The sequence below is a fragment of the Bacteroides sp. genome, from assembly GCF_029057325.1.
In the GTDB taxonomy this organism is placed as follows: Bacteria; Bacteroidota; Bacteroidia; order Bacteroidales; family Bacteroidaceae; genus Bacteroides.
On the sequence record NZ_JAICZW010000162.1, the window covers coordinates 55,755 to 76,450 of the forward strand.

Below are 20,696 nucleotides of genomic sequence, written 5' to 3' on the forward strand. Positions count from 1 at the left end.
ATCATGAAAAGAATTTGCATCCTTATAATAACCCTGTTAGGGGGAATAAACATCATCGGACAAACCAGTTGGAAACGCAACGGATGGGAATGCCGCATCTCAGAGAAAGGGACGTTGGAACAGATTGTCTTTAAAGGCAACCAACGCAACGATACGATTCCCTTTTTCCACGACCCAAGCAACGCAGGTCCCAGTTTCTACGCCAACACCGGCCATGGAGACGTGAAAGCAACCTGGATTCCGGACGGCTATCACTCCTACCGGGCCACCATCGACCATGTGGAATGCCGCCTCACCTATAAAGAATGGAAAGGACAGCCCGCCATGGAAATCACTTTGGAAAACAAGGGAAATGCTCCCTTTCAGCCCGTAAAGGCAGGAATAAGACTGGGCATCGACACCTACATGGACAAGTATCCCGACTGGTTCGGAAAATACTTTCCCACACTGATGATGAACGAGAAGACCCATTTCTATGGGTATCTACAGACACCGTCGGGACATACGTTGGGAGTCGTCTCGCCACAGCCCGTCGCCTCGTGGAGCGTGGACTACAATTTAGGATATCAGGACCCGGCTCCCCACTGGTTCATGGGACACCGCATCGAGTCCTTGAACCTCGACCTGCTGAATGCGTTGCCCCTGCCTCAACATTGTCCCCAAGATTTGTGGAACCTGAAACAGGGAGAGTCCAAGACATGGATCGTCGCCTTTGTCAACATCAACACTCCCGATGAATTTGAAGCGACCCTCCACCAGACAGCCGGCATCCCCCTGATTCGCATGCCGCAAACGACCTATCAGCCCCAAGAGACCGCCGTCTTTGAAGTGCTCGCCTCCACACCGACGATTGAAGTGACAAACGACCAAGGAGAGCCGCAGCCGGTCACGATAAAAAACAAGTCGGGCAAGGTGAAAGAGGTAGCCTGTACGCTACCTGCCGTAGGCCTTTACACCGTGAAGGTCACAGACGGCGACAAGCTGGCACAAGGAGTATTGTCCGCCCACGCTTCTTGGGAATGGATCTTGCGACACGCACGCAAAGGTGCCTTGAAGTACCACCAGAAAGCAACTTCGCACATTGAAAGCTGGTACGGTTTCCACTCCTCCTTCATCGCCGCCAAATACTTCCCGGAGAAAACGGTGGACGAAGCGTTGCGAAACCGTTTCGACTACCTGTTCGGACTGCTGCACAATCAGGAAAAGATGGAACCGACATATTACGCCTCGCGCATTCAGAACACATCGGGCACAATAGGCATGCTGGTGGACAAATACGAAGCCTACGGCGACTTGGAAGACCTGAAGAAAGCCTCCCGCCTCGCCGACTGGCTGATGAACACCTGGCAACGCAAGGACGGCGCATACGTGAACCGCAACACGGTATATACCAGTGTCATCTATGTCGCCAAAAGCATGCTGGAACTTACGTTGGCCGAACAGGAATTGGGCAAAAAGGAAGCCGCTTGGAAAGAGGCCGCCGACCGCCACTACATCTCCGCCAAGCGAGCCATCGACCAGTTGGTCGCCTCACAAGGAGATTTTGAGACAGAAGGGGAACTGACTTTTGAAGACGGCATGATTTCCTGTTCGGCACTCCAGATAGGTATGCTTGCGTTGATGCAACAAGACGAAAAGGAACGCAAACACTATACGGATGCCATGCTACAAATACTGAACAGCCACGACTGCCTGGCCCAATTGCGTGTTCCCGATGCCCGCCGTCGCGGAGGAACCATGCGCTATTGGGAAGCCCAATACGACGTGCAGATGCTGCCCAACATGTTCAACTCGCCCCACGGCTGGAGCGGATGGCGTGCCTACGCCACCTATTATGCCTACCTGCTGACCGGTGAAGAGCGTTGGCTGAAAGAGACCTTCAACGCCATGGGAGCTTTCTCCAACCTGATAGACTACCGCTCCGGCGACTTGCGATGGGCGTTCGTGGTTGACCCTTACTTGAAGGTGAAGCAGGCGTGCAGCGCAGACACGCATGTAACGGCGGACTCCTTGAGTTTCGGCAACCCCCATCCCGAATTGTACGACACCCGCGAATTTGTCATCGGCGAACAATATGTCAACATGATTAGCGACTGGCAGACCGTCAACACCCAGGACAACGACGTACACGAGCTCTTCAAGTGCATCGGCGAAGCCATGCTGACCAACGCCTTCATCATAGAACGGCCCGACGGCGAAGTGACAGGCTACAATTGCCAAGTGACCCGCCAAGGAAACAAGCTGACCGTAAAGGCCAACGAAAAGCAGATAGTCAACCTGCATTGCAACACCCGAAACGCCTGCACCATTTCCTTCAACGGAAAGAGCCGGGAACTGAAAGAGCCTTATCGGGGATGGGCTTTCGGAAAAGACATCTATCAATAAGGAGGGAGTTATTCCATCTAACCCAAACGCCATAACCTAAAAACAAAACGAATATGAGAACAATTAGCTTTATTTGCATGCTCTGTCTGACACTGCTCGCCCAAGCCGCCTCTCCCATACAAGGCTTGCTGGAGCGCATTGACAAAGGAGCGTCACGCAAGTTTATCATCGAACAAGTGAAGTCACCGACCGACTTCTTCGAATTAGACCAGAAAGGTGACAAAGTAGTCATCCGCGGAAACACTCCCGTAAGCATTGCCACGGGACTGAACTGGTACTTGAAGTACTACGCAGGCATCCAACTTTCGTGGAACGGAATGACAGCGCAACTCCCCGCCACACTTCCGGCTGTGCCCCGAAAGGAACGCCACGAAACGGAACTGAACTACCGCTACGACTTCAACTACTGTACCCATTCCTACACCATGGCATTCTGGGACTGGGAACGCTGGGAAAAGGAAATCGACTGGATGGCGCTGCACGGCATCAACCTTCCTCTGGCGGTAGTAGGTACAGATGTGGTGTGGTACAACGTACTGAGCAAATTAGGCTACAGCAAAGAGGAAATCAACGAGTTCATCGCCGGTCCCGCCTTCCAGGGCTGGTGGCTGATGAACAACCTTGAAGGCTGGGGAGGTCCCAATCCCGATAGTTGGTACAAACAGCGTGAAGCATTGCAGAAACGAATTTTGAAGCGCATGAACGAGTACGGCATCCATCCGGTATTGCCCGGCTATTCGGGCATGGTGCCGCACAATGCCAAGGAACGTTTGGGACTGAATGTCTCCGACCCCGGCCTGTGGTGCGGTTATCGCCGTCCTGCCTTCCTGCAACCCACCGACCCGCGCTTTCAGGAGATAGCCAACCTCTACTACAAAGAGATGACACGCCTCTACGGCAAAGCCGATTTTTACAGCATGGACCCCTTCCATGAAGGAGGAAACACAGCAGGGGTCGATTTGGATGCCGCCGGTCAAGCCATCTGGAAAGCGATGAAGAAAGCGAATCCCAAAGCCGTATGGGTGGCACAAGCGTGGCAGGCGAATCCCCGCCAGAAGATGATTGAGAATCTTCCCGCAGGCGACCTGATTGTGCTCGACCTCTTTTCGGAAAGCCGCCCTCAATGGGGCGACCCTGAATCGACCTGGTATAGGAAAGAAGGATTCGGACAACACGACTGGCTCTACTGCATGCTGCTGAATTATGGCGGCAATGTAGGTTTGCACGGAAAGATGAAGCATGTGATCGACGAGTTCTACAAAGCGAAAGCATCTCCCTTCGGAAAGACAATGAAAGGTGTGGGTATGACGATGGAAGGTTCCGAGAACAATCCGGTGATGTTCGAACTGCTGTGCGAACTGCCGTGGCGACCCGAACAATTTGATAAGGATGAGTGGCTGAAAGCCTACACGGTGGCACGCTACGGTAAGGCAGACCCCAACGTGCAGGAAGCCTGGCTGCTGTTGAGCAACACCATCTACAACTGCCCACCCCAAAACACCCAACAGGGAACACATGAGTCCGTCTTTTGCGCACGCCCGGGCCACAACGTTTACCAAGCATCCAGTTGGAGCGAAATGAAGCCCTACTACAAGCCGGAAGATGTTATCCGTGCTGCCGGAATCATGCTTGCGGCGGCAGACCACTTCAAGGGCAACAACAATTTTGAATATGACCTGATTGACATTGTCCGTCAGGCGGTAGCCGAGAAAGGACGTTTGGTCTATCCCATTATGACAGACGCATACAAGGCGGGAGAAAAGCAACTTTTTGAAGCCGCCTCGCAACGTTTCCTCGATTTGATTATGCTACAGGACCAACTGCTTGCCACCCGTCCCGAATTCAAAGTAGGTACATGGGTTCAGCAGGCACGAAACTTAGGCGGCACTACGGAAGAAAAAGATTTGTACGAATGGAACGCACGTGTACAAATCACCACTTGGGGAAACCGCACGGCAGCCGACAACGGCGGGTTGCGCGACTATGCGCACAAGGAGTGGAACGGCCTGTTGCGTGACTTCTATTACAACCGCTGGAAAGTATGGATTGAGCAGCAAAAGGCACAACTGAACGGGGCACCAGCAAAGAAGATAGATTTCTACGCTCTCGAAGAGCCGTGGACCAAGCAAACCAACTCTTATGCCTCGCAACCCGAAGGGGATGTCATAGAGATGGCTAAAGAGGTTTATTGTAAGATTACAAAATAACCAATATCCCCCCGTTTGACAGACGCAAGTGTCTGTCGTCTCAAAGTCCAGTGTCTGTCGCGACAGACACTGGACTTTGTCACGTTGGAAGCAAGTGTCTGTCAATTCGCTTATTCAACACTGTAAATCAACACATTAATTTATCCCATAACTTAAACAAGCAAAGGATGGCTTAATAAACCTGCTCTGGGGGATAGTTCACCAAATAAAGCGTACCCGTGGCACGGGTAAAGGCAGTGTAGAGCCAGCGAAAATAGTCGGGAGTCAGATACTCGTCCGTCATGTAGCCCTGATCCAGGAAGACGTTCCTCCACTGCCCGCCCTGTGCCTTGTGGCACGTCACGGCATAGGCATACTTCACCTGCAAGGCGTTGTAATAAGGATCCGCCTTCATCTTCTTCATCCGTTCGCGCTTCACCGGTATGTCGGCATAATCTTCGAGTACGGCATAGAACAGGCGGTCATTCTCCGCCTTGGGCAGGGCGGGCGAATCGGTATGGAGCGTATCAAGCAGCATGTTCACCTCTATCTCAAAATCCTGATAATCGGGAAAGGAGAGTGTCACGTCCGCAAAGCGGAATCCGTAGAGTTCGCGTGTACGGCGCACGCGGCGCACCACCGCCGTCTCACCGTTGGCGATAAAATCCATCTCCTTCTCCTTTTCCGTCCAATAGTAGTTGTTCTTCGCCACCATCAACAGGTCGCCGGTGTTCAGTTCATCTTCCCGCCAAAGAATCTGCGCACGGATGCCGTTGTTGTAGATGTTCGCCCGTTTGTTGGAGCGGCATACCACAATGGTTTCGTCCAGTCCGTCACGATCGTAGCAAGTGCTCAGCGTATCTATCAGTTCGTTGCCCGGTAACACCTTGATATCCGCAAAGCCTGTAATTTTAATCTTTGGCAGGCTGAAACAATCGTCTGCCGCAACCAGCTGCCGCAACCGGGTGGCATTCCACAAGATGCCTGACTGCCGTTCCTGCCGCACTACCTGCGTCAAGTCCACCTCCATCACCTCCAGCCCGTAGCCTTTCAGGGCATCGGCATAGAGGGCGGGGCTTTGCTCCTCCCCCACCGGCGGAAGCTGCGCCGTATCGCCCATCAGCAACAGGCGGCATCCCTGACCGGAATAGACAAACTGCACCAAATCGTCCAGCAGCCTGCCTGTACCGAAGACGGAACCGGACAATCCCTCATTGGAGATCATCGAAGCCTCGTCCACGATATATAAAGTATGAGTGGTCAGGTTCTCGTTCACAGAGAAATTGTCCAATTCGTTGGAGAAGGATTGTTGCCGATAAATCTTCTTGTGGATGGTAAAAGCGGGATGCCCCGCGTATGCGGAGAAAACTTTCGCCGCCCGTCCGGTAGGAGCCAGCAATACCGACTTCTGCTGCAATTTGTCCAACGTTCGCACCAGGGCGCCTACCAACGAGGTCTTACCCGTTCCGGCATATCCGCGAAGCAAAAAAGCCACCCCGCTACGGGACGACATCAAGAACGCAGCCAAAGATTTCACAGCGATTTCTTGCTCCGAAGTTGGTTCGTAAGGAAAATTTTCCTTAATTTGCCTTTCTAAATAGTTATTTATCATTTTTGTAACAGAAAAAAGTAAAGGGAACTATCGTTTTTAAATTAATTTCTTTTATTTTTGCGGTGCGAATATAACAACTAAAAAACATATTTATCATGAAAACAGTATTTAATGTCGTTTTAGGTCTGTGTGCCTTGGTATTAATTTACATTTGTTATGCCAGCATTATGGGTCCTATTAACTTTGAGAAAGAAAAAAAACACAGAGATGCAGCAGTCATCGCACGCCTGATTGACATCCGTAAAGCACAATTGGAATATCGTACTTTGCACGATCAGCAGTACACTGCAAACTTCGACACTTTGATTGATTTCGTAAAGAACCAGAAACTTCCGTTCATCTTCAAGCAAGGCGAATTAAGCGACAAGCAATTGGAAGACGGTCTGACTGAAAAGAAAGCCATCAACATCATCAACAAAGCCAAGAAGACAGGCAAATATGACGAAGTGAAGAAGTGGGGATTGGAAAACTTCAAGCGTGACACCCTGTGGGTAGCCGTATTGGACACCATCTTCCCGAAAGGCTTCAACGCTGACTCTATGAGATATGTACCCTTCGGAAATGGCGCACAATTCGAAATGGCAACCAAGAACGATACAGCCAAGTCGGGTGCTCCTTTCTGCCTGCTTGAAGTGAAGACTCCGTATGAGACCTATCTGAACGGACTGGACGCACAGGAAATCGCCAACCTCAAGGATGTACAAACCAAGTTGGGCAGATACTGCGGTCTGATGATTGGTAGCTTGGAAACAGCTAACAACAACGCCGGCAACTGGGAATAATCTCAAGCCTATCAGTTCTTAAGTTCGTGAGTTCTTAGGACTTTTACGAAACTTATAAACTCAAGAACATGGATTTCAGCAAATCGGAACAATACACATTATCCATCCGTCTCAGTACGGATGGATTTTCTTTTTCTATATTCAACCCTCTGGATAGCGGTTCATCCGCAATCTTCGACCGCAAAGTGAACGAATCCCTTTCGCTCACCGCAAACCTGAAGCAAACTTTCCAAGAACTGGAGTGGCTACACCACCCGTTCCACGGTGTCAATATACTGATGGCAGACAAACGCTACACGCTCATCCCATTAGAGTTCTTCGAGGACGAACAGGTGGAAATGGTCTTCTATCACAACCACCCCAAACGGGAGAACGAAATCGTGCTATACAACATTCTGCACAAAAGCAATACGGTCGTATTGTTCGGCATGGACAAAAGCGCTTACTCCTTCCTGCACGAGCAATATCCGGATGCCGGGTTCTACTCTCAATCCGGCGCACTCATGGAGCACTTCTCCACAAAGAGCCGTTTAGGGAACAACCGGAAGATGTACGTCCACCTTCGGAAAGAGGCTGCCGATATATACAGCTTTGAGCGCGGTCGCCTGCTCCTTGCCAACTCTTTCGGTTGCAAGGCAACCGCAGACCGCCTCTATTACCTTCTATATATATGGAAGCAACTTGGACTTGAACAGGAGCGTGACGAGTTGCACCTCACCGGCGACCTCCAAGACAAAGAGGCACTACTGCCTGAACTACGTAAATTCATCCGCCAAGTGTTTGTAATGAATCCGGCGAATAACATTGACCTGCAAGCGATAACCTTATGCGAGTAATCAGCGGAATATACAAAAGAAGACGTTTTGACGTCCCCCACACTTTCAAGGCGCGTCCCACCACAGACTTTGCCAAAGAGAACCTATTCAACGTACTAACCAGCAACTACCTGGATTTTGAAGAGAATGTACGCGCCCTCGACCTCTTTGCCGGAACGGGCAGCATCAGCATCGAACTGGTATCCAGAGGCTGCGACCAGGTAATCAGCGTAGAAAAAGACCGTGACCATTACACCTTTATCTGCAAGATTATGCAAGAAGTCAAGACGGACAAATGCCTGCCCATCCGTGGCGACGTGTTCAAATACATCAAAAGCGGACGTGAACAGTTCGACTTCATCTTCGCCGATCCTCCCTACGAACTTGCCGGATTGGAAACGCTGCCCGACCTCATCTTTGAAAACAACCTGCTGAAGGAAGACGGCTTGTTCGTCTTGGAACATGGAAAGAAAAACAGCTTCGAGAATCATCCACACTTCGTGGAACGAAGAGCATACGGAAGTGTAAACTTCTCGCTTTTCAAGTAGGTGTATCAAAAGTATCTCACTTTCTTTTAGGCACGGAATTACACGGATTTCATGGATTCATTAAGAAGAAAACCGTGTAAATCCGTGCAATCCGTGCCTAAAATCTATCATCATGTCGGTTCCTTTTCATTTTGACACACCCCCTCTAAAGCAACGGTGCCATCAGCCTCACCACACTTTCTGCCACCTTGCGATACCAAGGACGTTTCACCCAATTTTTCAAGAATATCTGCACGCTGTCACGTTGGTCTTGCAGAAAGATGTCGCGCATCCGACATGCCGTATCAGCATCATAAATAAAGGCATTCACCTCAAAATTGTGTTCAAAACTACGGAAGTCCACATTGGTGGAACCCACCGTAGAGAGTTCATCGTCTGAAACCATTAACTTGGAGTGAAGGAATCCTTTCTTATAGAAATAGACCTTAACTCCAGCTTGAAGCACATCCGCCAAATAAGAACAAGAACCCCAATGCGTCAAACGACTATCCGCCCGCATGGGTAGCATCAAACGCACATCGACTCCCGCCAACGCCGCTGTCAGCATCGCTTCCAACACCGCCTCCGTAGGCAGGAAATAGGGAGTCTGGATATAAAAATACCTACGCGCGCCGGAAATGGAAACAACAAGCCCCTGCATAATATCCTTCCAAGGGCCTACCGGCTCACTCGTCACAATCTGTGCCAATGAAGTACCTTGATTTTCTATTCTGGGGAAATAGGCGGCAGAAGTAATCAAGGTGCGATCCACGAAATACCAATCAAGGAGAAAAGTTGTTTGCAGCCCATGCACGGCCTTACCTTCCAGCAACAGATGTGTATCACGCCAAATGCCCCAAGAGAAGCCACGCATATAACGTTTGGCAAGGTTCATCCCGCCCACAAAACCTATGCGCCCATCAATAACGACAATCTTACGATGATTGCGATAATTCACCTTACTGGTGAAAAGCGGGAAACGCACTTTCAGAAAACTATGCACCTCAATACCTGCCTCACGCATTTCTTCAAAAAAGCGGTTGGGAACATGCCAGCAACCCACATCGTCATAAAGCACACGCACTTCTACCCCTGCGCGTGCCTTCTCCATCAGCACATCGCGCACCAATCGCCCCACAGCATCATCCTCGAAAATATAGAACTCAATATGAATATGCCGGGTTGCCTTTTCCAATTCACGCAACAAAGCATGCAACATGGAAAGCCCTTCGGTATAGATCTCCACCCGGTTGCCATCAAAAGGAAAAGCCTGGTTGATATTACGGAACAAGGAGATGAGACGGCTATAATTGACCGGAAGCGAACAGACATCCTGTGCCAGATATTCCGCCATCGGTTTCCGCAACAGACGGTTATAACTTTTCTTTCCGATAATACGTATCCGCCGGCCACTACGACCGAAGAAGAAATAGAACACCAGTCCTACAATGGGAAGGAAAATCAGCACCAACAGCCACGCCAACGTCTTTACCGGATTACGGTTGTCAAGTACAATGACGACAATCGTTCCGATAATGGCACCGAAATAAAGGATATTGAATAGTATTTCGGCAATCTGTCCGACTATGAAGTTCCAATCAAACATGGCGAGTTCTTTGAAGTTTTAAGCTTCCCACTTCCTAAGTTTATAACAAATGTAGGAAAATAAATGAAGAATGACTGAAGAAAAAAATAAAAAAATGAAGAATGAAGAATTTGGCTGCGCAATCATGCCACAAGAAAATTCTTCATTCTTCATTTATCACTCTTCATTGAGCTTTAGAACGGCCTTCTTCCTCCGAAACCCGCACCAGGACCGGGACCAAAGCCGGGACCACCGAATCCGCGACGGTTCTGCATCTTCTCGCGGGCTGCCTTGCTGCCAAAGATGTTCAGACGGTAGATGAAGTGAAGCATACAGTAACTGTTCACACCGTTGTATTCATAAACCGAACGACCGCTTGCCGTCAATGAACGGCTGATGTTGCTCTGCTTCTTCAGGATGTCATACATTTCAAAACTGACCGTAGCCGCCCCTTTCAGGAAAGTCTGCGACAGCTGGGCATTCCAGACAAGCTCATTGCGGTTCATGCTGCTGTCTGTATAGCCGCGACGGCTCTGGTTGGCGATGTTCGTAGAAAGCGTCATCTTCCACGGCATGATAACCTGCGTATTGGCACCGTATGAGAATGTGTAAGGTTCCTGATTATTATCCGGCGTCAGTTTATCCTTTTCTATGGAATAGGAAATGCTTCCGTTCAGGCCGAGTTCAAACCAGTCGTTGCGGTAAGCCGCATTCAGACGTTCGCCAAAGGTCAGATTGGTGGTCGTGTTCTTCCGTTCCACAGCATCGGCTCCCCTGCCAGATGTCAGATAAGCCACATTATTCTGATAGTTGGCATTGGAGAAGGAATTGATGGTATATTTCTTGTTGGGCAGCGCGGTATTGAACCCGAACATGCCGAACGCATTCCAATTGCCGTTGATATTCTTCGGGGTGGTGGTCCATCCACCAGTCTCCGGATTATAGACACGGCTGTTGCTTATGCTGTTTTGCGTGGCCGAAAAGTTGACGTGCGACATGACGCTCCGTTGCTTCTCCGCATTATAGGTGTTATAGAAGAAGCGCATATTGTGCGTAAATGCTGGCTTCAAACCGGGATTACCCACGCGGATATCCTGCGGATTGGAGTTGTCCACAATCGGCAACAGGTTCTCCATACTCGGCTGGCTGCTGCGGCCACGGTAGGTCATACGCAGCTGGCTCACTTTGGAGAAGCGGATGCGCAGGTCCACATTCGGCGCGAAGTTGAACACATTGCGGGTCGTATCAATCATGTAGTCGCCCCGCTTATAGGATAAGATAGAATGTTGCGGCTGGAACGACATACCGGCACTCAACTGATACTTCTCGCGGATAAAGCGCAAGGAGACAGAAGCGTCGTGATTGTAATAGCGATACTCGGCATACTTGCCCAGACTGTCCACTTCATGTTCCTCATATCCCGAAGGCAGTTGGGTGGACAATCCCCAATCGGGGAAATGCTGCAAATCGAAAGTCGTCTTATCGCTCTCGCTGTACTTATACTGGAACTGATAACTGAATTGCAGGAAAGTGGCACGGGCTATCGGTTCGCTGTAAGTCAGTTGCGCACTGTAGTTAAAGTTTTTGGTAGGAGTTGTGATGTATTGGTTACGAATCAAGATAGAGTCGCCTCCCAAGTAGTTCATCAACCGAAAGTAGTGCGTTTCCGACTCTGTATAATTGTTATTATCGGTATTGGTATAGCCGAACCGGCCTCTGAACGTGATATTACGTCCTTTATTGTTCAATTTGCGGTTCAACTGCAAAGTCGCATTTGTAGAGATATTCTTGTTATCGCTCAATGAACCGCTGTTTGTAGCATTGACGCGAATGTCACGCAGCGGGTCATCATCCGGATTGAGAATCTTCTCCAAATTCAGCCAATTGTTGGGATCGGTCACCAAATTGTAAGGACTGGCATTGAACGTACCACTCTCCGAATCGGAGAAATTATCCGTCTTTCCGTATGAGAAGTCCGGGCGGAAGATGATGTTCGTCATAGAGTCCGGCTTCCATTCCAGACGGAAGTCCGCATTGAAGTCTTGATTTTTGTTGCGTTGCCTGCTGTTAGCATTGGAGTAAGAGTTTCCGTTTTCCAAGAAATTCTCGATGGAACCGATGCTCATGATATTAGCGTTCCGATAGTTGTAGCGCGCGCTACCTCCCAGTTCCAGCTTGTTGGTCTGGGTAGCAAAGTTCACACCCAGCATTTTCGTTGTTGTCAGTCCGTTGTTTCTTCGCCAGCGCGGACCGCCTCCACCGCCGGAGAATCCTTGATCGTTCACGTTGTTGGCAGAACCGACAAGCGAAACTTGTGTATTCTCCACAAAGCGGTTCAGCATGAAACGCCCCATGTAGCGGTCTTCCGTACCCCCGGCCACATCGGCATTACCGAACCATCCCTGATTCATGCCTTTCTTCATGGTCAGGTCGAGCACCGTCTCTTCCTCACCGTCGTCAATGCCGGTGACACGTGCCAAGTCTGACTTCTTGTCGTAAGTCTTCAGCTTATCAATCATATCTACAGGCAGGTTCTTCAAACCGGTCTTCACGTCCCCGCCAAAGAACTCCTTGCCATCAACCATAATCTTCGACAGATCTTTGCCGTTGATTTTCACATTACCTTCGTCATCCACCTCTGCACCAGGCAACTTCTTTACCAATTCCTCCAACATGGAGCCTTCGGGTGTACGATAGGCAGAGGAGTTATACACCAATGTGTCTTCCACCACCTGCACCTGCGCCGCCTCTGCCGTCACCACGGCCTCCGCCAGCATCACGGCATCCGTCTCCAACACCAGCGTACCCATGTTCTTGTCGGGTGCGGATGCGGAAAGCCGCAAAGGAAGCACTTTTGTTTTAAAACCAATGTAGGAAACCTTCAGCGCATAATTGCCCTCCTTCACCTTGGGCAACGTAAAATAGCCCTGATTAGAGGTGGCGACACCTGCCGCCTGCGCACTGTCGGGCAATGAAAGCAATTGTACTGTGGCTTGTACGGCAGGCTCTTTGGTGTCTTCCACAACACGGCCCGAAACCGTAATGTTCTTTGTTTGAGAGAATGTGGACAACGTCATTGTCAGCAACAACGCCATCCCGGTGATAATCTTCTTCATGTAGCTGTTTCTTTGTCTGTTCTTTAAATGAGCACTATTTTTTTCACTGTTCATTGGACAGACTTTCAGCCAAAAGGTTTAATGACAAGGCGAATATTTTACTTCATTTCTTGAATATCCGGTCAACCGTCATCTTCTTGACGCCATACTCCAGGCAAAGCACGTTTAATATAAGGAAGATAAGGAAGGAAGAAGTGTCAACCGACATCAAATCTCCTTTTGCCACCCGCCACAACATACCACCGAAAACAAAAAGGACTGTCAGGAAAATAGCATTGCGCACCGCCTTGTTGCGCACCTGCTCTATCTCCTTGCTCTCACCTTTCGTCAAGGCAAAGATTATCATCAGCGCCCCCATCATCATCAGTAGTTTGGAACACTCTTTATAAAACAGCAGGTTGGCATCGGTCACCCGCCCCATCATTACGAGGATGAAGGGGAGGAAAAGTGCTAAAGCGATGATAAAGTAACCCATCGGACGGCAGAAAACAGGAAGTAAGGCTTTCATTTAATTTCAGATTTATAATTTTAGATTTATGATTTATTTTCGGAAGACAAAGGTAATACTTATTGCCGAAAGAAGTATCTTTGCCTCCCAATAAATCATAAATCTGAAATCATTTCATGACTAAGCAAGAAGTAATCCTCTGCGAAGGACTGGCAAACAGCCTGACGCACGCCATAGAAAGATGTCCGCATGACAAACTTTTCATCCTGACCGACGAACATACCCACCACCTCTGCCTGCCGCTGCTGAACGGCATCCCCGCACTGAAAGAAGCGGAAAAAATCAGCATCGGAGCAGAAGATGTACACAAGAACCTGGAAACGCTCGCCTCTGTATGGCAGGCATTGAGCGAAAAAGGAGCAAGCCGCCACTCCCTGCTCATCAACCTTGGCGGCGGCATGGTGACCGACCTCGGCGGGTTCGCCGCCTCCACCTTCAAGCGCGGCATAGCCTACATCAACATCCCCACCACCCTGCTTGCCATGGTCGATGCTTCCGTAGGAGGCAAGACAGGCATCAACTTCAACGGCCTGAAGAATGAAATCGGAGCCTTTGCACCCGCTGCCAGTGTGCTGATTGAAACCGAATTTCTCCGCACACTCGATGCCCGCAACTTCTTCTCCGGTTATGCCGAAATGCTGAAGCACGGACTTATCAGCACCACGGAGCACCTGACGGAACTGCTGGCTTTCGACACGGAACAGATAGACTATGCCCTGCTGAAATCCATGGTGGGACGTTCCGTACAAGTGAAAGAGCGCATTGTGGAAGAGGACCCGCAGGAGCACGGCATCCGCAAAGCCTTGAACCTGGGACATACCGTGGGCCACGCCTTCGAGAGCCTTGCCCTTGCCGAAGGCCGTCCGGTGCTGCACGGCTATGCCGTAGCTTGGGGCATCGTCTGCGAACTATACCTATCTTATATAAAGGTAGGCTTCCCCAAAGAGAAGATGCGCCAGACCATCCGGTTCATCAAAGAAAACTATGGTGCATTCAGTTTCAACTGCAAACAATACGACCGCCTCTACGAACTGATGAAGCACGACAAAAAGAACACTGCCGGCATCATCAACTTCACCTTGCTGAAAGAAGTAGGCGACATCTGCCTCAACCAAACGGCAGACAAAGACACCCTTTTTGAGATGTTCGACTTCTACCGGGAGTGCATGGGAGCATAACTCTCCCCCCTTCCGGTAAAAAAAACAATTATTTTTTCACGCAATCTGCAAAAAAACGTCCGTATTGTTTGCTATTTCAAAATAAAGTACTACTTTTGCATCCGCAATTCGGGCTGTAGCTCAGCCCGGTTAGAGTACGCGTCTGGGGGTATTGAAATGAGCATTAATAAATAGAACTACAAAATACTAAATATAAAGGAGTTAAGCTGTTGCCTAACTCCTTTTTTATTATCTGCGAATAAATTTCGATTAAAGTTCTCGGGAAACTTGGTGCAAATAAAAGCAAATTGTCGTTGTCGCATTTATTTACATTCGGATATTTCAAGGCATTGTGCAAGATAAATTAAAGCCTCTTTATAGGTTTCCATTTTCCAATGCGGTTTACCACCTAAGCGGGATAAATCCATATTGTCTTTTAAATCTTGTATTTTAACTTTTACTGCAAGCGGATTAGTCGCTACACGCTGGATAAATATTTGGTAGTCCTCGCCCTTTATTTTGGTCAGGCATTTTAAAGCTGCCAACACGTCATCACTAAAACCTTGTGCTTTTAGCTCCTCCAATGTTATAGGAGTATCTTCCACTACATCGTGCAACAATGCCACAATCTTTTCATCTTCTGTTTGACAGTGTAATGCCACCCTCATAGGGTGAAGTATGTAAGGAGCGCCAGCCTTGTCTGTCTGCCCCAAATGAGCCTTATAAGCAATATCTAAAGCCTTGTTCAACATAACTTTTATCGTTATTTATCATCTATTTTTAATTGGAACAACAGAGAAAACCGTATAAGTAGAAGGAACTGTGACAACTATTCCCTTTGGACTTTCAACTTCAGTATGAGAGCTGACACCGTTGTTATTCAGATACCAACTCAGTTTTTGTTTTGTTACGACAACGACCTTTCGTCCTGTTACCCTGTCCGTTCCTTCGTATGTATAAGATTCTGTTCCACTACTTTTGTATTTGACACCTAAATTGATAATATCCCCTCGGACATTGATGTAAATACCGTATGTCTTATCTGAACCGTCATAGGAGATTTCAAGTTTTTGTGTCCAATGCTTCATGTCGTTGTCTGTTATTAAACAGCCCCTTTCATAGTTGCATAAACGGACGTTTCCATGAACTAACACTCCTTTCTCAGGAATTGCAGAACTTTGACCCTGAGCATTTGTAAATGCCCCAACCAGTATAATAAATACTGATAAAACAAAATACTTTTTCATAATATCGTAGATTTGCTCCCCACAGCCCCGATAGGAAAGGTTTATATAAAAAGATAGCGTGAGGCTGTTAGAATTATCTGTTTTAGAGGCTCTGGTAAACCCGTGGTACAAGATAAAACGACACCCCACGCCAAGCCATATATATCGCTGATATATACAAGATTAGCATGAGCGTTTGTATCGTCTATCCCCGTACCACATGAAATTTTACCAGAATTTCTAAAAACGGGATAAAGCTAAACGCATCCTTTAATTAATATGTCACCAACAGGTCTTTAACCTGTTAGCGGGACAAATATAACTAAAATCCTGCGTTCTACAAACGTTTTTAGGGATGTCGTGGAACAAATTTACTCATTTATTGATAGTTCACAAGATTTTAGGGAAGGAACTCCGATGAGGCTATTGCATTTTGAAATGTCGTATCTCTTATGGATGCCTCGAAACAGCCTCATCATCATACCCACGACCTCAAACAGACCTTACCATTCGATTACACTCCACTCATTTTTAGGTACTGCATGACATTTTTGCCCCCTACATTGCAAGTCCTCTATGACGTAATACCCTGTCATTACATAAGTTTATCATCATACAATGAAGATTTGAGAGTGTTACATCCTCTTTACTTACAACCTGTATTCATTCTATCGACCGAGCATAACCACCTTATCACATAGAATTAAACAACCTCGTATTAGAGCGTTTAAGCCATTATTACACCCCACCGAATACTTTTATTGTATCTGATAAGTTTTTGGCTGCGCACGACCAATAGACCCCTCTATTAAAAGATAAGGCTTGATAATCACCCGAAGAGTAAACTTAGGGAAGTAGAGTTTACACCCTCTGATGATTACCAAGCCTTACTTGATTAGAGAGAGAACTAACAAGCTGTATTGAATATTCGTCGTTCCTCTGCGATGCTCATACCGTCTGCTGACTGCTCCAACAGCCCAGCAAGATATTGTTCTATTTTGCCTGTCAGTTCCAAGGTCAGGTTAGGGAGAGTCAGATGCTTTTTGCCCCACTCCAACGCTTCTTGGATTTTCTTTTGTATTTGCCCATGTAGGACACGGTCGGATGGCTGCGGATTTGCCCGAAGTTTAAAAAGTACGTGCTTCACATAATAAGACAGGTTTTGGTCGGCATTTGCTATACAAATACACCACTTGGCAAAGTCTTTGGCGCTCTCAAAAATATGGTAATCCACATCCCAACAGTCATTCGGTAGCTTCACCATATCCTCATAATATCCAAACCACTCTGCAACCAGCGTCCAAAATACCTGTTTACTCCAAAGTTCCTCTGCTACTATATCCCTACCAAACAACCTATTCAGTCCTTTGGTGCTAAATGTCACCTCGTACCTCAATAAGTTTCTCGGTAAGTTCTCTCTTCCATATTTGGGTAACTCACGCTTCTTCTTTGCCTCCTGTATCTTGTCATAAAACTTGCAACGCACTTCTTCGTCCTCTATATACTTAGTACCGTTCCACTCATTAGGTCTAAATTTCTTCATGGCGTCCAACTTCTGCATATACATAATAGGAGGCTCTGTCATGCTAAAGTTATGTGCAAACTCCGCAGACTCCACCACTGCCTTATACATAGGTACCCCCAAGTCCTTGCTCAACTTCATTATAAGCCACTTGACCTGCCTTAATGACAAGGTCTTTAGATTATGTCCCCACAGACATTTAGGAAGACTGCCCTCGAACGATACATACGTTTCTGTGGCTATGACCCTACGTCCAAGCCAATACCCCTTACCACCTGTACCATTGGCAAAATAGTCCTTTACAACAGTACGTTGCAGGACTGTTTGCCAGTCGTACCCTGTTGGCAGGTCATATAGCATTAATTTGACTTTATCATACATAGACTATGTTTTTATAACGATTACACATGATTAAAAATGACATAAAAAATGTACATAAAAAGTTGTACAAATTTGAGGTATATTATAGAAGTAAATTTTTAGAGTTCCGCATCCGTGCAACAAGCTGTCCATCCATACGTTCTATAAATTCCTTGTTCGTTTCCTGTTTCCTATCCAACATCCACGCTATAATATCTTTGCGTTTGAACATTAGCTTCCTACCATTGTTTCCTGCACGGTAACAGGGTATCTCATTCTTGGCTGTCAGTTTATAAATGGTGTCCTTGGAGTACCCTGTCAACTGGCAACAAATATCCATGCCAAACACATCCGGGTAATCTTCCATCCTTTTTAGAGGTCTGTTGGTCTTCTGTTGCCCGTCCTGTGGCTTGGCTGGGTATATACCCAGCATTTCTTTTGCAATGCCTCTAAGACTCCTTATCTGCTCCAATACGGTATCTTCCCATTGTGAACGTAGAAATTCCAAGTCGTTAAAACTCCATGCCGTTTCTATGGCCGTGCGGTGTTGTTCATTGACGAAGCTGTACTTTTCTATTTCCCCACATAGGAAGTCCGCAGTCAGTTCGATTTTACCTTCGTCATTATGCAGCTTGTCCGCCATGCACAAGTCCTCTATATCCGTGCTGCTCATATTGGGGTGTATGTGCCTGCATTCGGGTATAAAATACCTGTCTCTCCATTCGTTTACAGCTTTGTCTATTACATCCAGCACCTGTTGCAATCTTTCCTTGTTTCCGTAACATAATGACTGAATATAACTGGTTTGACGCGTAGGGGTAAACATGTTTATTCTTCTTTGCAACAGTCTTTTAATTGCTTTATCCAATGGTGTTGCATTTCCTATGTAGTTGATTATAGCTTCCATATTCTTTTTGTTTATGTTATAAATGCTTGTTGTTATAAAACCCTCGCAGCATTGTCAAGCACTTCTGTCTTGAAGCTGTCAAGGTAGACATTCGTAGTGGTAAGATTCTTGTGCCCCAATGCTTGGCTAATGACTTCTCGGGGCATACTGTTTTCCTGCAAGGTCATGGCCATTGAATGACGGGAAACATAGGTGGTAAGTGGCAAACGGATACCCAGTTCTTTCCCTAATTTCTTCATGTTCATATTGATTCGCTTGTAACGGGTACGCACATGGTCGTAAAGTTCCACCCCGTCATAGTTTTTGGTAATGATAGGTAATAGGTAATTCCCCATAGGCGGAATGTTGGACTTGAACCATTCCAACAGCTCTCTTATTTCATTTGTTACAGGTATCTGTATAGGTTTCGTGTTTTTGGCGTTTTTAATTTTCTGCCGTTTGTAAACGATGTGTAAACCTGTTGAAAGCATGACTATGTTTTGGTTTGTCAAATGTGCCATGTCAACAAAACTCATTCCAAAGCAGTAATAGGAAAACAGAAACAGCCTTCGTGCACGTTCCAGCACCATATTCTGTTGGGGTGTGGTTTTTATTAGTTTCAGTTCTTTAAGTGGCAGGTAACGTTTTTCTGTCTCTTCCGCCAATTTTCCGACTTCAAAGCCTCCTTTTCCAAATGGATAGGTGGCAGATGAGGCTTCTTTTTCCTTGATAGCCTTGTTTATTACAGCCCGTAACGTCTTTAAGGTGTGCATCCGTGTGTTTCCGCAGCACCCGTTCAACTCCATAGCGTGATTCAGACGGTTTATATACTTCACGTCAATATCGGAAAACAGCCGTTGTTTGGCTTTACTGTCATAGAGGCAAAACAAGTGCAGGTCTCGTGCATATACCTTGGCATTGCCTATATGCCCCGTAGCCATAAGGTCATCGACAAGCCTCATCCAAAAGTCATACACCTTTCCACGTTTTGAAGCCCCTACAAATTCTTCCTCAAAGCGTTCTATCGTCCACTCCGCCCGTTCTTGTGCGAATTTGCGCAGGATTCCGTCTTTCCGTTCCTCGTAGTGGTTCAACAGGGCATTGTAGTTTTCGTAGTTGGAAACCACGCGTCTGTCCTTTTTAAACCGCTCCGTCTCCGCGTTCCATTGTTCAACCGTTGCGGAAAGTCCGAGGTCAATGTATTTCAATCTGCCATTTTGGGTAATCCGCAGGCATACGGGGCATGTGCCGTCCCTGCGGATATTACTTTTATTCAAAACAAATCTAATTTTAGCCATAACTTATTTTTTTAGAACCGGTATATAACGATGAAACTCAAACGGAGAATTTCAAAAACCTGCAATAAAGCTATGTATTTAGATTTATTTAACAATGAAAGGCGGATTGCAATTCCGAAATTTCATCGGATATGCCTTTTTAACCTTATCCCAACTTGGGCAGTATTAGGAAACCTCCGCTTCCAACAGCGAATAAATTTCGATTAAATTATGATTAAAGTTTTTGGGTAACTTAAGGCTAATAAATACAAGATTCGGGGTAACTGTAAGGGCAACTAAATACAAAATGTGTTATATGGACGGGATATGCTTTATTCTTGCCTTGTTTTTATAGTTATAAAAGAATTAATATAATGTGCTGTATTATAGTGTATTATAATTTTTAAGTAAATAAAATTAGTCGGAACGCTTGCAGATTCAAAATAAAGTACTACCTTTGCATCCGCAATTCGGGGTGTAGCTCAGCCCGGTTAGAGTACGCGTCTGGGGGGCGTGTGGTCGCTGGTTCGAATCCAGTCACCCCGACTGGTAAAAAGGCATTGATAATCGAAAGATTGTCGATGCCTTTTTTAGTTTTTATACCTTTTGTTTATATGCTCCCAAACATAGGCTCACCCGATAATCATTGGGGGTATGCATAAATCTGGGTCAGCGGATATTTCCGGTTGGTCATCCTTTCTTTTACATTATATTTTTTACCTTTGTGGCATGAAACCCGATCCACTCCTTCG

The 20,696-nt window shown here is 47.1% G+C and carries 15 protein-coding genes and 1 tRNA gene; 7 read left to right on the top strand and 9 right to left on the bottom strand.

The features are described 5' to 3' along the window. Positions 1–3: 3 nt before the first annotated feature. Both K2G43_RS10855 and K2G43_RS10860 read left to right on the top strand, forming a co-directional pair. Positions 4–2,385 carry a hypothetical protein gene (locus tag K2G43_RS10855; protein WP_300155042.1) on the top strand — a complete coding sequence of 794 codons (2,382 nt, stop codon included), beginning with the start codon at positions 4–6 and terminating at the stop codon, positions 2,383–2,385. A 53-nt stretch (positions 2,386–2,438) separates the two neighbouring features. Then, positions 2,439–4,592 (top strand): alpha-N-acetylglucosaminidase, encoded by a 2,154-nt coding sequence (locus K2G43_RS10860; RefSeq protein WP_300155046.1) that lies wholly within the window; start codon positions 2,439–2,441, stop codon positions 4,590–4,592. 172 nt (positions 4,593–4,764) lie between these two features. Here K2G43_RS10860 and K2G43_RS10865 read toward each other — a convergent pair whose 3' ends face one another. Further along, complete coding sequence (locus tag K2G43_RS10865; RefSeq protein WP_297641590.1) at positions 4,765–6,183, bottom strand: AAA family ATPase; 1,419 nt, start codon at positions 6,181–6,183, stop codon at positions 4,765–4,767. Between the two features lie 95 nt (positions 6,184–6,278). Between K2G43_RS10865 and K2G43_RS10870 the strand changes: the two genes are divergently transcribed. The 3 genes from K2G43_RS10870 to K2G43_RS10880 all read left to right on the top strand — a co-directional run bounded on the left by K2G43_RS10870 (position 6,279) and on the right by K2G43_RS10880 (position 8,328). Continuing rightward, positions 6,279–6,965 (top strand): hypothetical protein, encoded by a 687-nt coding sequence (locus K2G43_RS10870; protein ID WP_297641588.1) that lies wholly within the window; start codon positions 6,279–6,281, stop codon positions 6,963–6,965. 68 nt (positions 6,966–7,033) lie between these two features. Then, on the top strand, positions 7,034–7,801 hold the full coding sequence (locus tag K2G43_RS10875) for a DUF3822 family protein (RefSeq protein ID WP_300155050.1): 768 nt from the start codon (positions 7,034–7,036) through the stop codon (positions 7,799–7,801). Next, on the top strand, positions 7,792–8,328 hold the full coding sequence (locus tag K2G43_RS10880; protein ID WP_297641584.1) for an RsmD family RNA methyltransferase: 537 nt from the start codon (positions 7,792–7,794) through the stop codon (positions 8,326–8,328). The genes K2G43_RS10875 and K2G43_RS10880 overlap by 10 nt, the downstream gene beginning before the upstream one ends. A 145-nt stretch (positions 8,329–8,473) precedes the next feature. Here the strand turns inward: K2G43_RS10880 and cls are convergent, their stop codons facing one another. The 3 genes from cls to K2G43_RS10895 all read right to left on the bottom strand — a co-directional run bounded on the left by cls (position 8,474) and on the right by K2G43_RS10895 (position 13,516). Continuing rightward, complete coding sequence (gene cls, locus K2G43_RS10885) at positions 8,474–9,913, bottom strand: cardiolipin synthase (RefSeq protein WP_300155053.1); 1,440 nt, start codon at positions 9,911–9,913, stop codon at positions 8,474–8,476. A 173-nt stretch (positions 9,914–10,086) separates the two neighbouring features. Then, positions 10,087–13,008 (bottom strand): outer membrane beta-barrel protein, encoded by a 2,922-nt coding sequence (locus K2G43_RS10890; RefSeq protein WP_300155056.1) that lies wholly within the window; start codon positions 13,006–13,008, stop codon positions 10,087–10,089. A gap of 103 nt (positions 13,009–13,111) precedes the next feature. After that, the gene (locus K2G43_RS10895) at positions 13,112–13,516 is read right to left on the bottom strand and encodes a hypothetical protein (RefSeq protein ID WP_297641578.1); all 405 of its coding nucleotides are present in this window, start codon (positions 13,514–13,516) and stop codon (positions 13,112–13,114) included. 116 nt (positions 13,517–13,632) lie between these two features. Here K2G43_RS10895 and aroB point away from each other — a divergent pair, with 116 nt between their 5' ends. Next, entirely contained in the window at positions 13,633–14,694 is a 1,062-nt protein-coding gene (aroB, locus tag K2G43_RS10900) for a 3-dehydroquinate synthase (RefSeq protein ID WP_297641576.1), read from the top strand. 302 nt (positions 14,695–14,996) lie between these two features. On the opposite strand, the gene K2G43_RS10905 is transcribed toward aroB, so the two are convergent. From K2G43_RS10905 to K2G43_RS10925, 5 genes are all read right to left on the bottom strand, one after another. After that, the gene (locus tag K2G43_RS10905; RefSeq protein ID WP_162222687.1) at positions 14,997–15,425 is read right to left on the bottom strand and encodes an HD domain-containing protein; all 429 of its coding nucleotides are present in this window, start codon (positions 15,423–15,425) and stop codon (positions 14,997–14,999) included. A gap of 18 nt (positions 15,426–15,443) precedes the next feature. Then, positions 15,444–15,920, bottom strand: a complete 477-nt coding sequence (locus tag K2G43_RS10910) for a hypothetical protein (RefSeq protein ID WP_300155067.1) — start codon at positions 15,918–15,920, stop codon at positions 15,444–15,446. A gap of 886 nt (positions 15,921–16,806) precedes the next feature. Continuing rightward, positions 16,807–17,802 (bottom strand): phage/plasmid replication protein, encoded by a 996-nt coding sequence (locus tag K2G43_RS10915; RefSeq protein WP_366525045.1) that lies wholly within the window; start codon positions 17,800–17,802, stop codon positions 16,807–16,809. An 82-nt stretch (positions 17,803–17,884) separates the two neighbouring features. Next, positions 17,885–18,688 (bottom strand): helix-turn-helix domain-containing protein, encoded by an 804-nt coding sequence (locus K2G43_RS10920; protein WP_300155072.1) that lies wholly within the window; start codon positions 18,686–18,688, stop codon positions 17,885–17,887. Positions 18,689–18,720: 32 nt separating this feature from the next. After that, the gene (locus tag K2G43_RS10925; RefSeq protein ID WP_300155075.1) at positions 18,721–19,965 is read right to left on the bottom strand and encodes a site-specific integrase; all 1,245 of its coding nucleotides are present in this window, start codon (positions 19,963–19,965) and stop codon (positions 18,721–18,723) included. A gap of 450 nt (positions 19,966–20,415) precedes the next feature. On the opposite strand from K2G43_RS10925, the gene K2G43_RS10930 reads away from it, so the two are divergent. Further along, positions 20,416–20,490: transfer RNA gene (locus K2G43_RS10930), tRNA-Pro, on the top strand. The last annotated feature ends 206 nt before the right edge of the window (positions 20,491–20,696 follow it).

Excerpts from the sequence above, each read along its gene's own strand:
- K2G43_RS10855 (WP_300155042.1), top strand. The coding sequence starts at position 4 with ATGAAAAGAATTTGCATCCTTATAATAACCCTGTTAGGGGGAATAAAC.
- K2G43_RS10860 (WP_300155046.1), top strand. The coding sequence starts at position 2,439 with ATGAGAACAATTAGCTTTATTTGCATGCTCTGTCTGACACTGCTCGCC.
- K2G43_RS10865 (WP_297641590.1), bottom strand. The coding sequence starts at position 6,183 with ATGATAAATAACTATTTAGAAAGGCAAATTAAGGAAAATTTTCCTTAC.
- K2G43_RS10870 (WP_297641588.1), top strand. The coding sequence starts at position 6,279 with ATGAAAACAGTATTTAATGTCGTTTTAGGTCTGTGTGCCTTGGTATTA.
- K2G43_RS10875 (WP_300155050.1), top strand. The coding sequence starts at position 7,034 with ATGGATTTCAGCAAATCGGAACAATACACATTATCCATCCGTCTCAGT.
- K2G43_RS10880 (WP_297641584.1), top strand. The coding sequence starts at position 7,792 with ATGCGAGTAATCAGCGGAATATACAAAAGAAGACGTTTTGACGTCCCC.
- cls (WP_300155053.1), bottom strand. The coding sequence starts at position 9,913 with ATGTTTGATTGGAACTTCATAGTCGGACAGATTGCCGAAATACTATTC.
- K2G43_RS10890 (WP_300155056.1), bottom strand. The coding sequence starts at position 13,008 with ATGAAGAAGATTATCACCGGGATGGCGTTGTTGCTGACAATGACGTTG.
- K2G43_RS10895 (WP_297641578.1), bottom strand. The coding sequence starts at position 13,516 with ATGAAAGCCTTACTTCCTGTTTTCTGCCGTCCGATGGGTTACTTTATC.
- aroB (WP_297641576.1), top strand. The coding sequence starts at position 13,633 with ATGACTAAGCAAGAAGTAATCCTCTGCGAAGGACTGGCAAACAGCCTG.
- K2G43_RS10905 (WP_162222687.1), bottom strand. The coding sequence starts at position 15,425 with ATGTTGAACAAGGCTTTAGATATTGCTTATAAGGCTCATTTGGGGCAG.
- K2G43_RS10910 (WP_300155067.1), bottom strand. The coding sequence starts at position 15,920 with ATGAAAAAGTATTTTGTTTTATCAGTATTTATTATACTGGTTGGGGCA.
- K2G43_RS10915 (WP_366525045.1), bottom strand. The coding sequence starts at position 17,802 with ATGTATGATAAAGTCAAATTAATGCTATATGACCTGCCAACAGGGTAC.
- K2G43_RS10920 (WP_300155072.1), bottom strand. The coding sequence starts at position 18,688 with ATGGAAGCTATAATCAACTACATAGGAAATGCAACACCATTGGATAAA.
- K2G43_RS10925 (WP_300155075.1), bottom strand. The coding sequence starts at position 19,965 with ATGGCTAAAATTAGATTTGTTTTGAATAAAAGTAATATCCGCAGGGAC.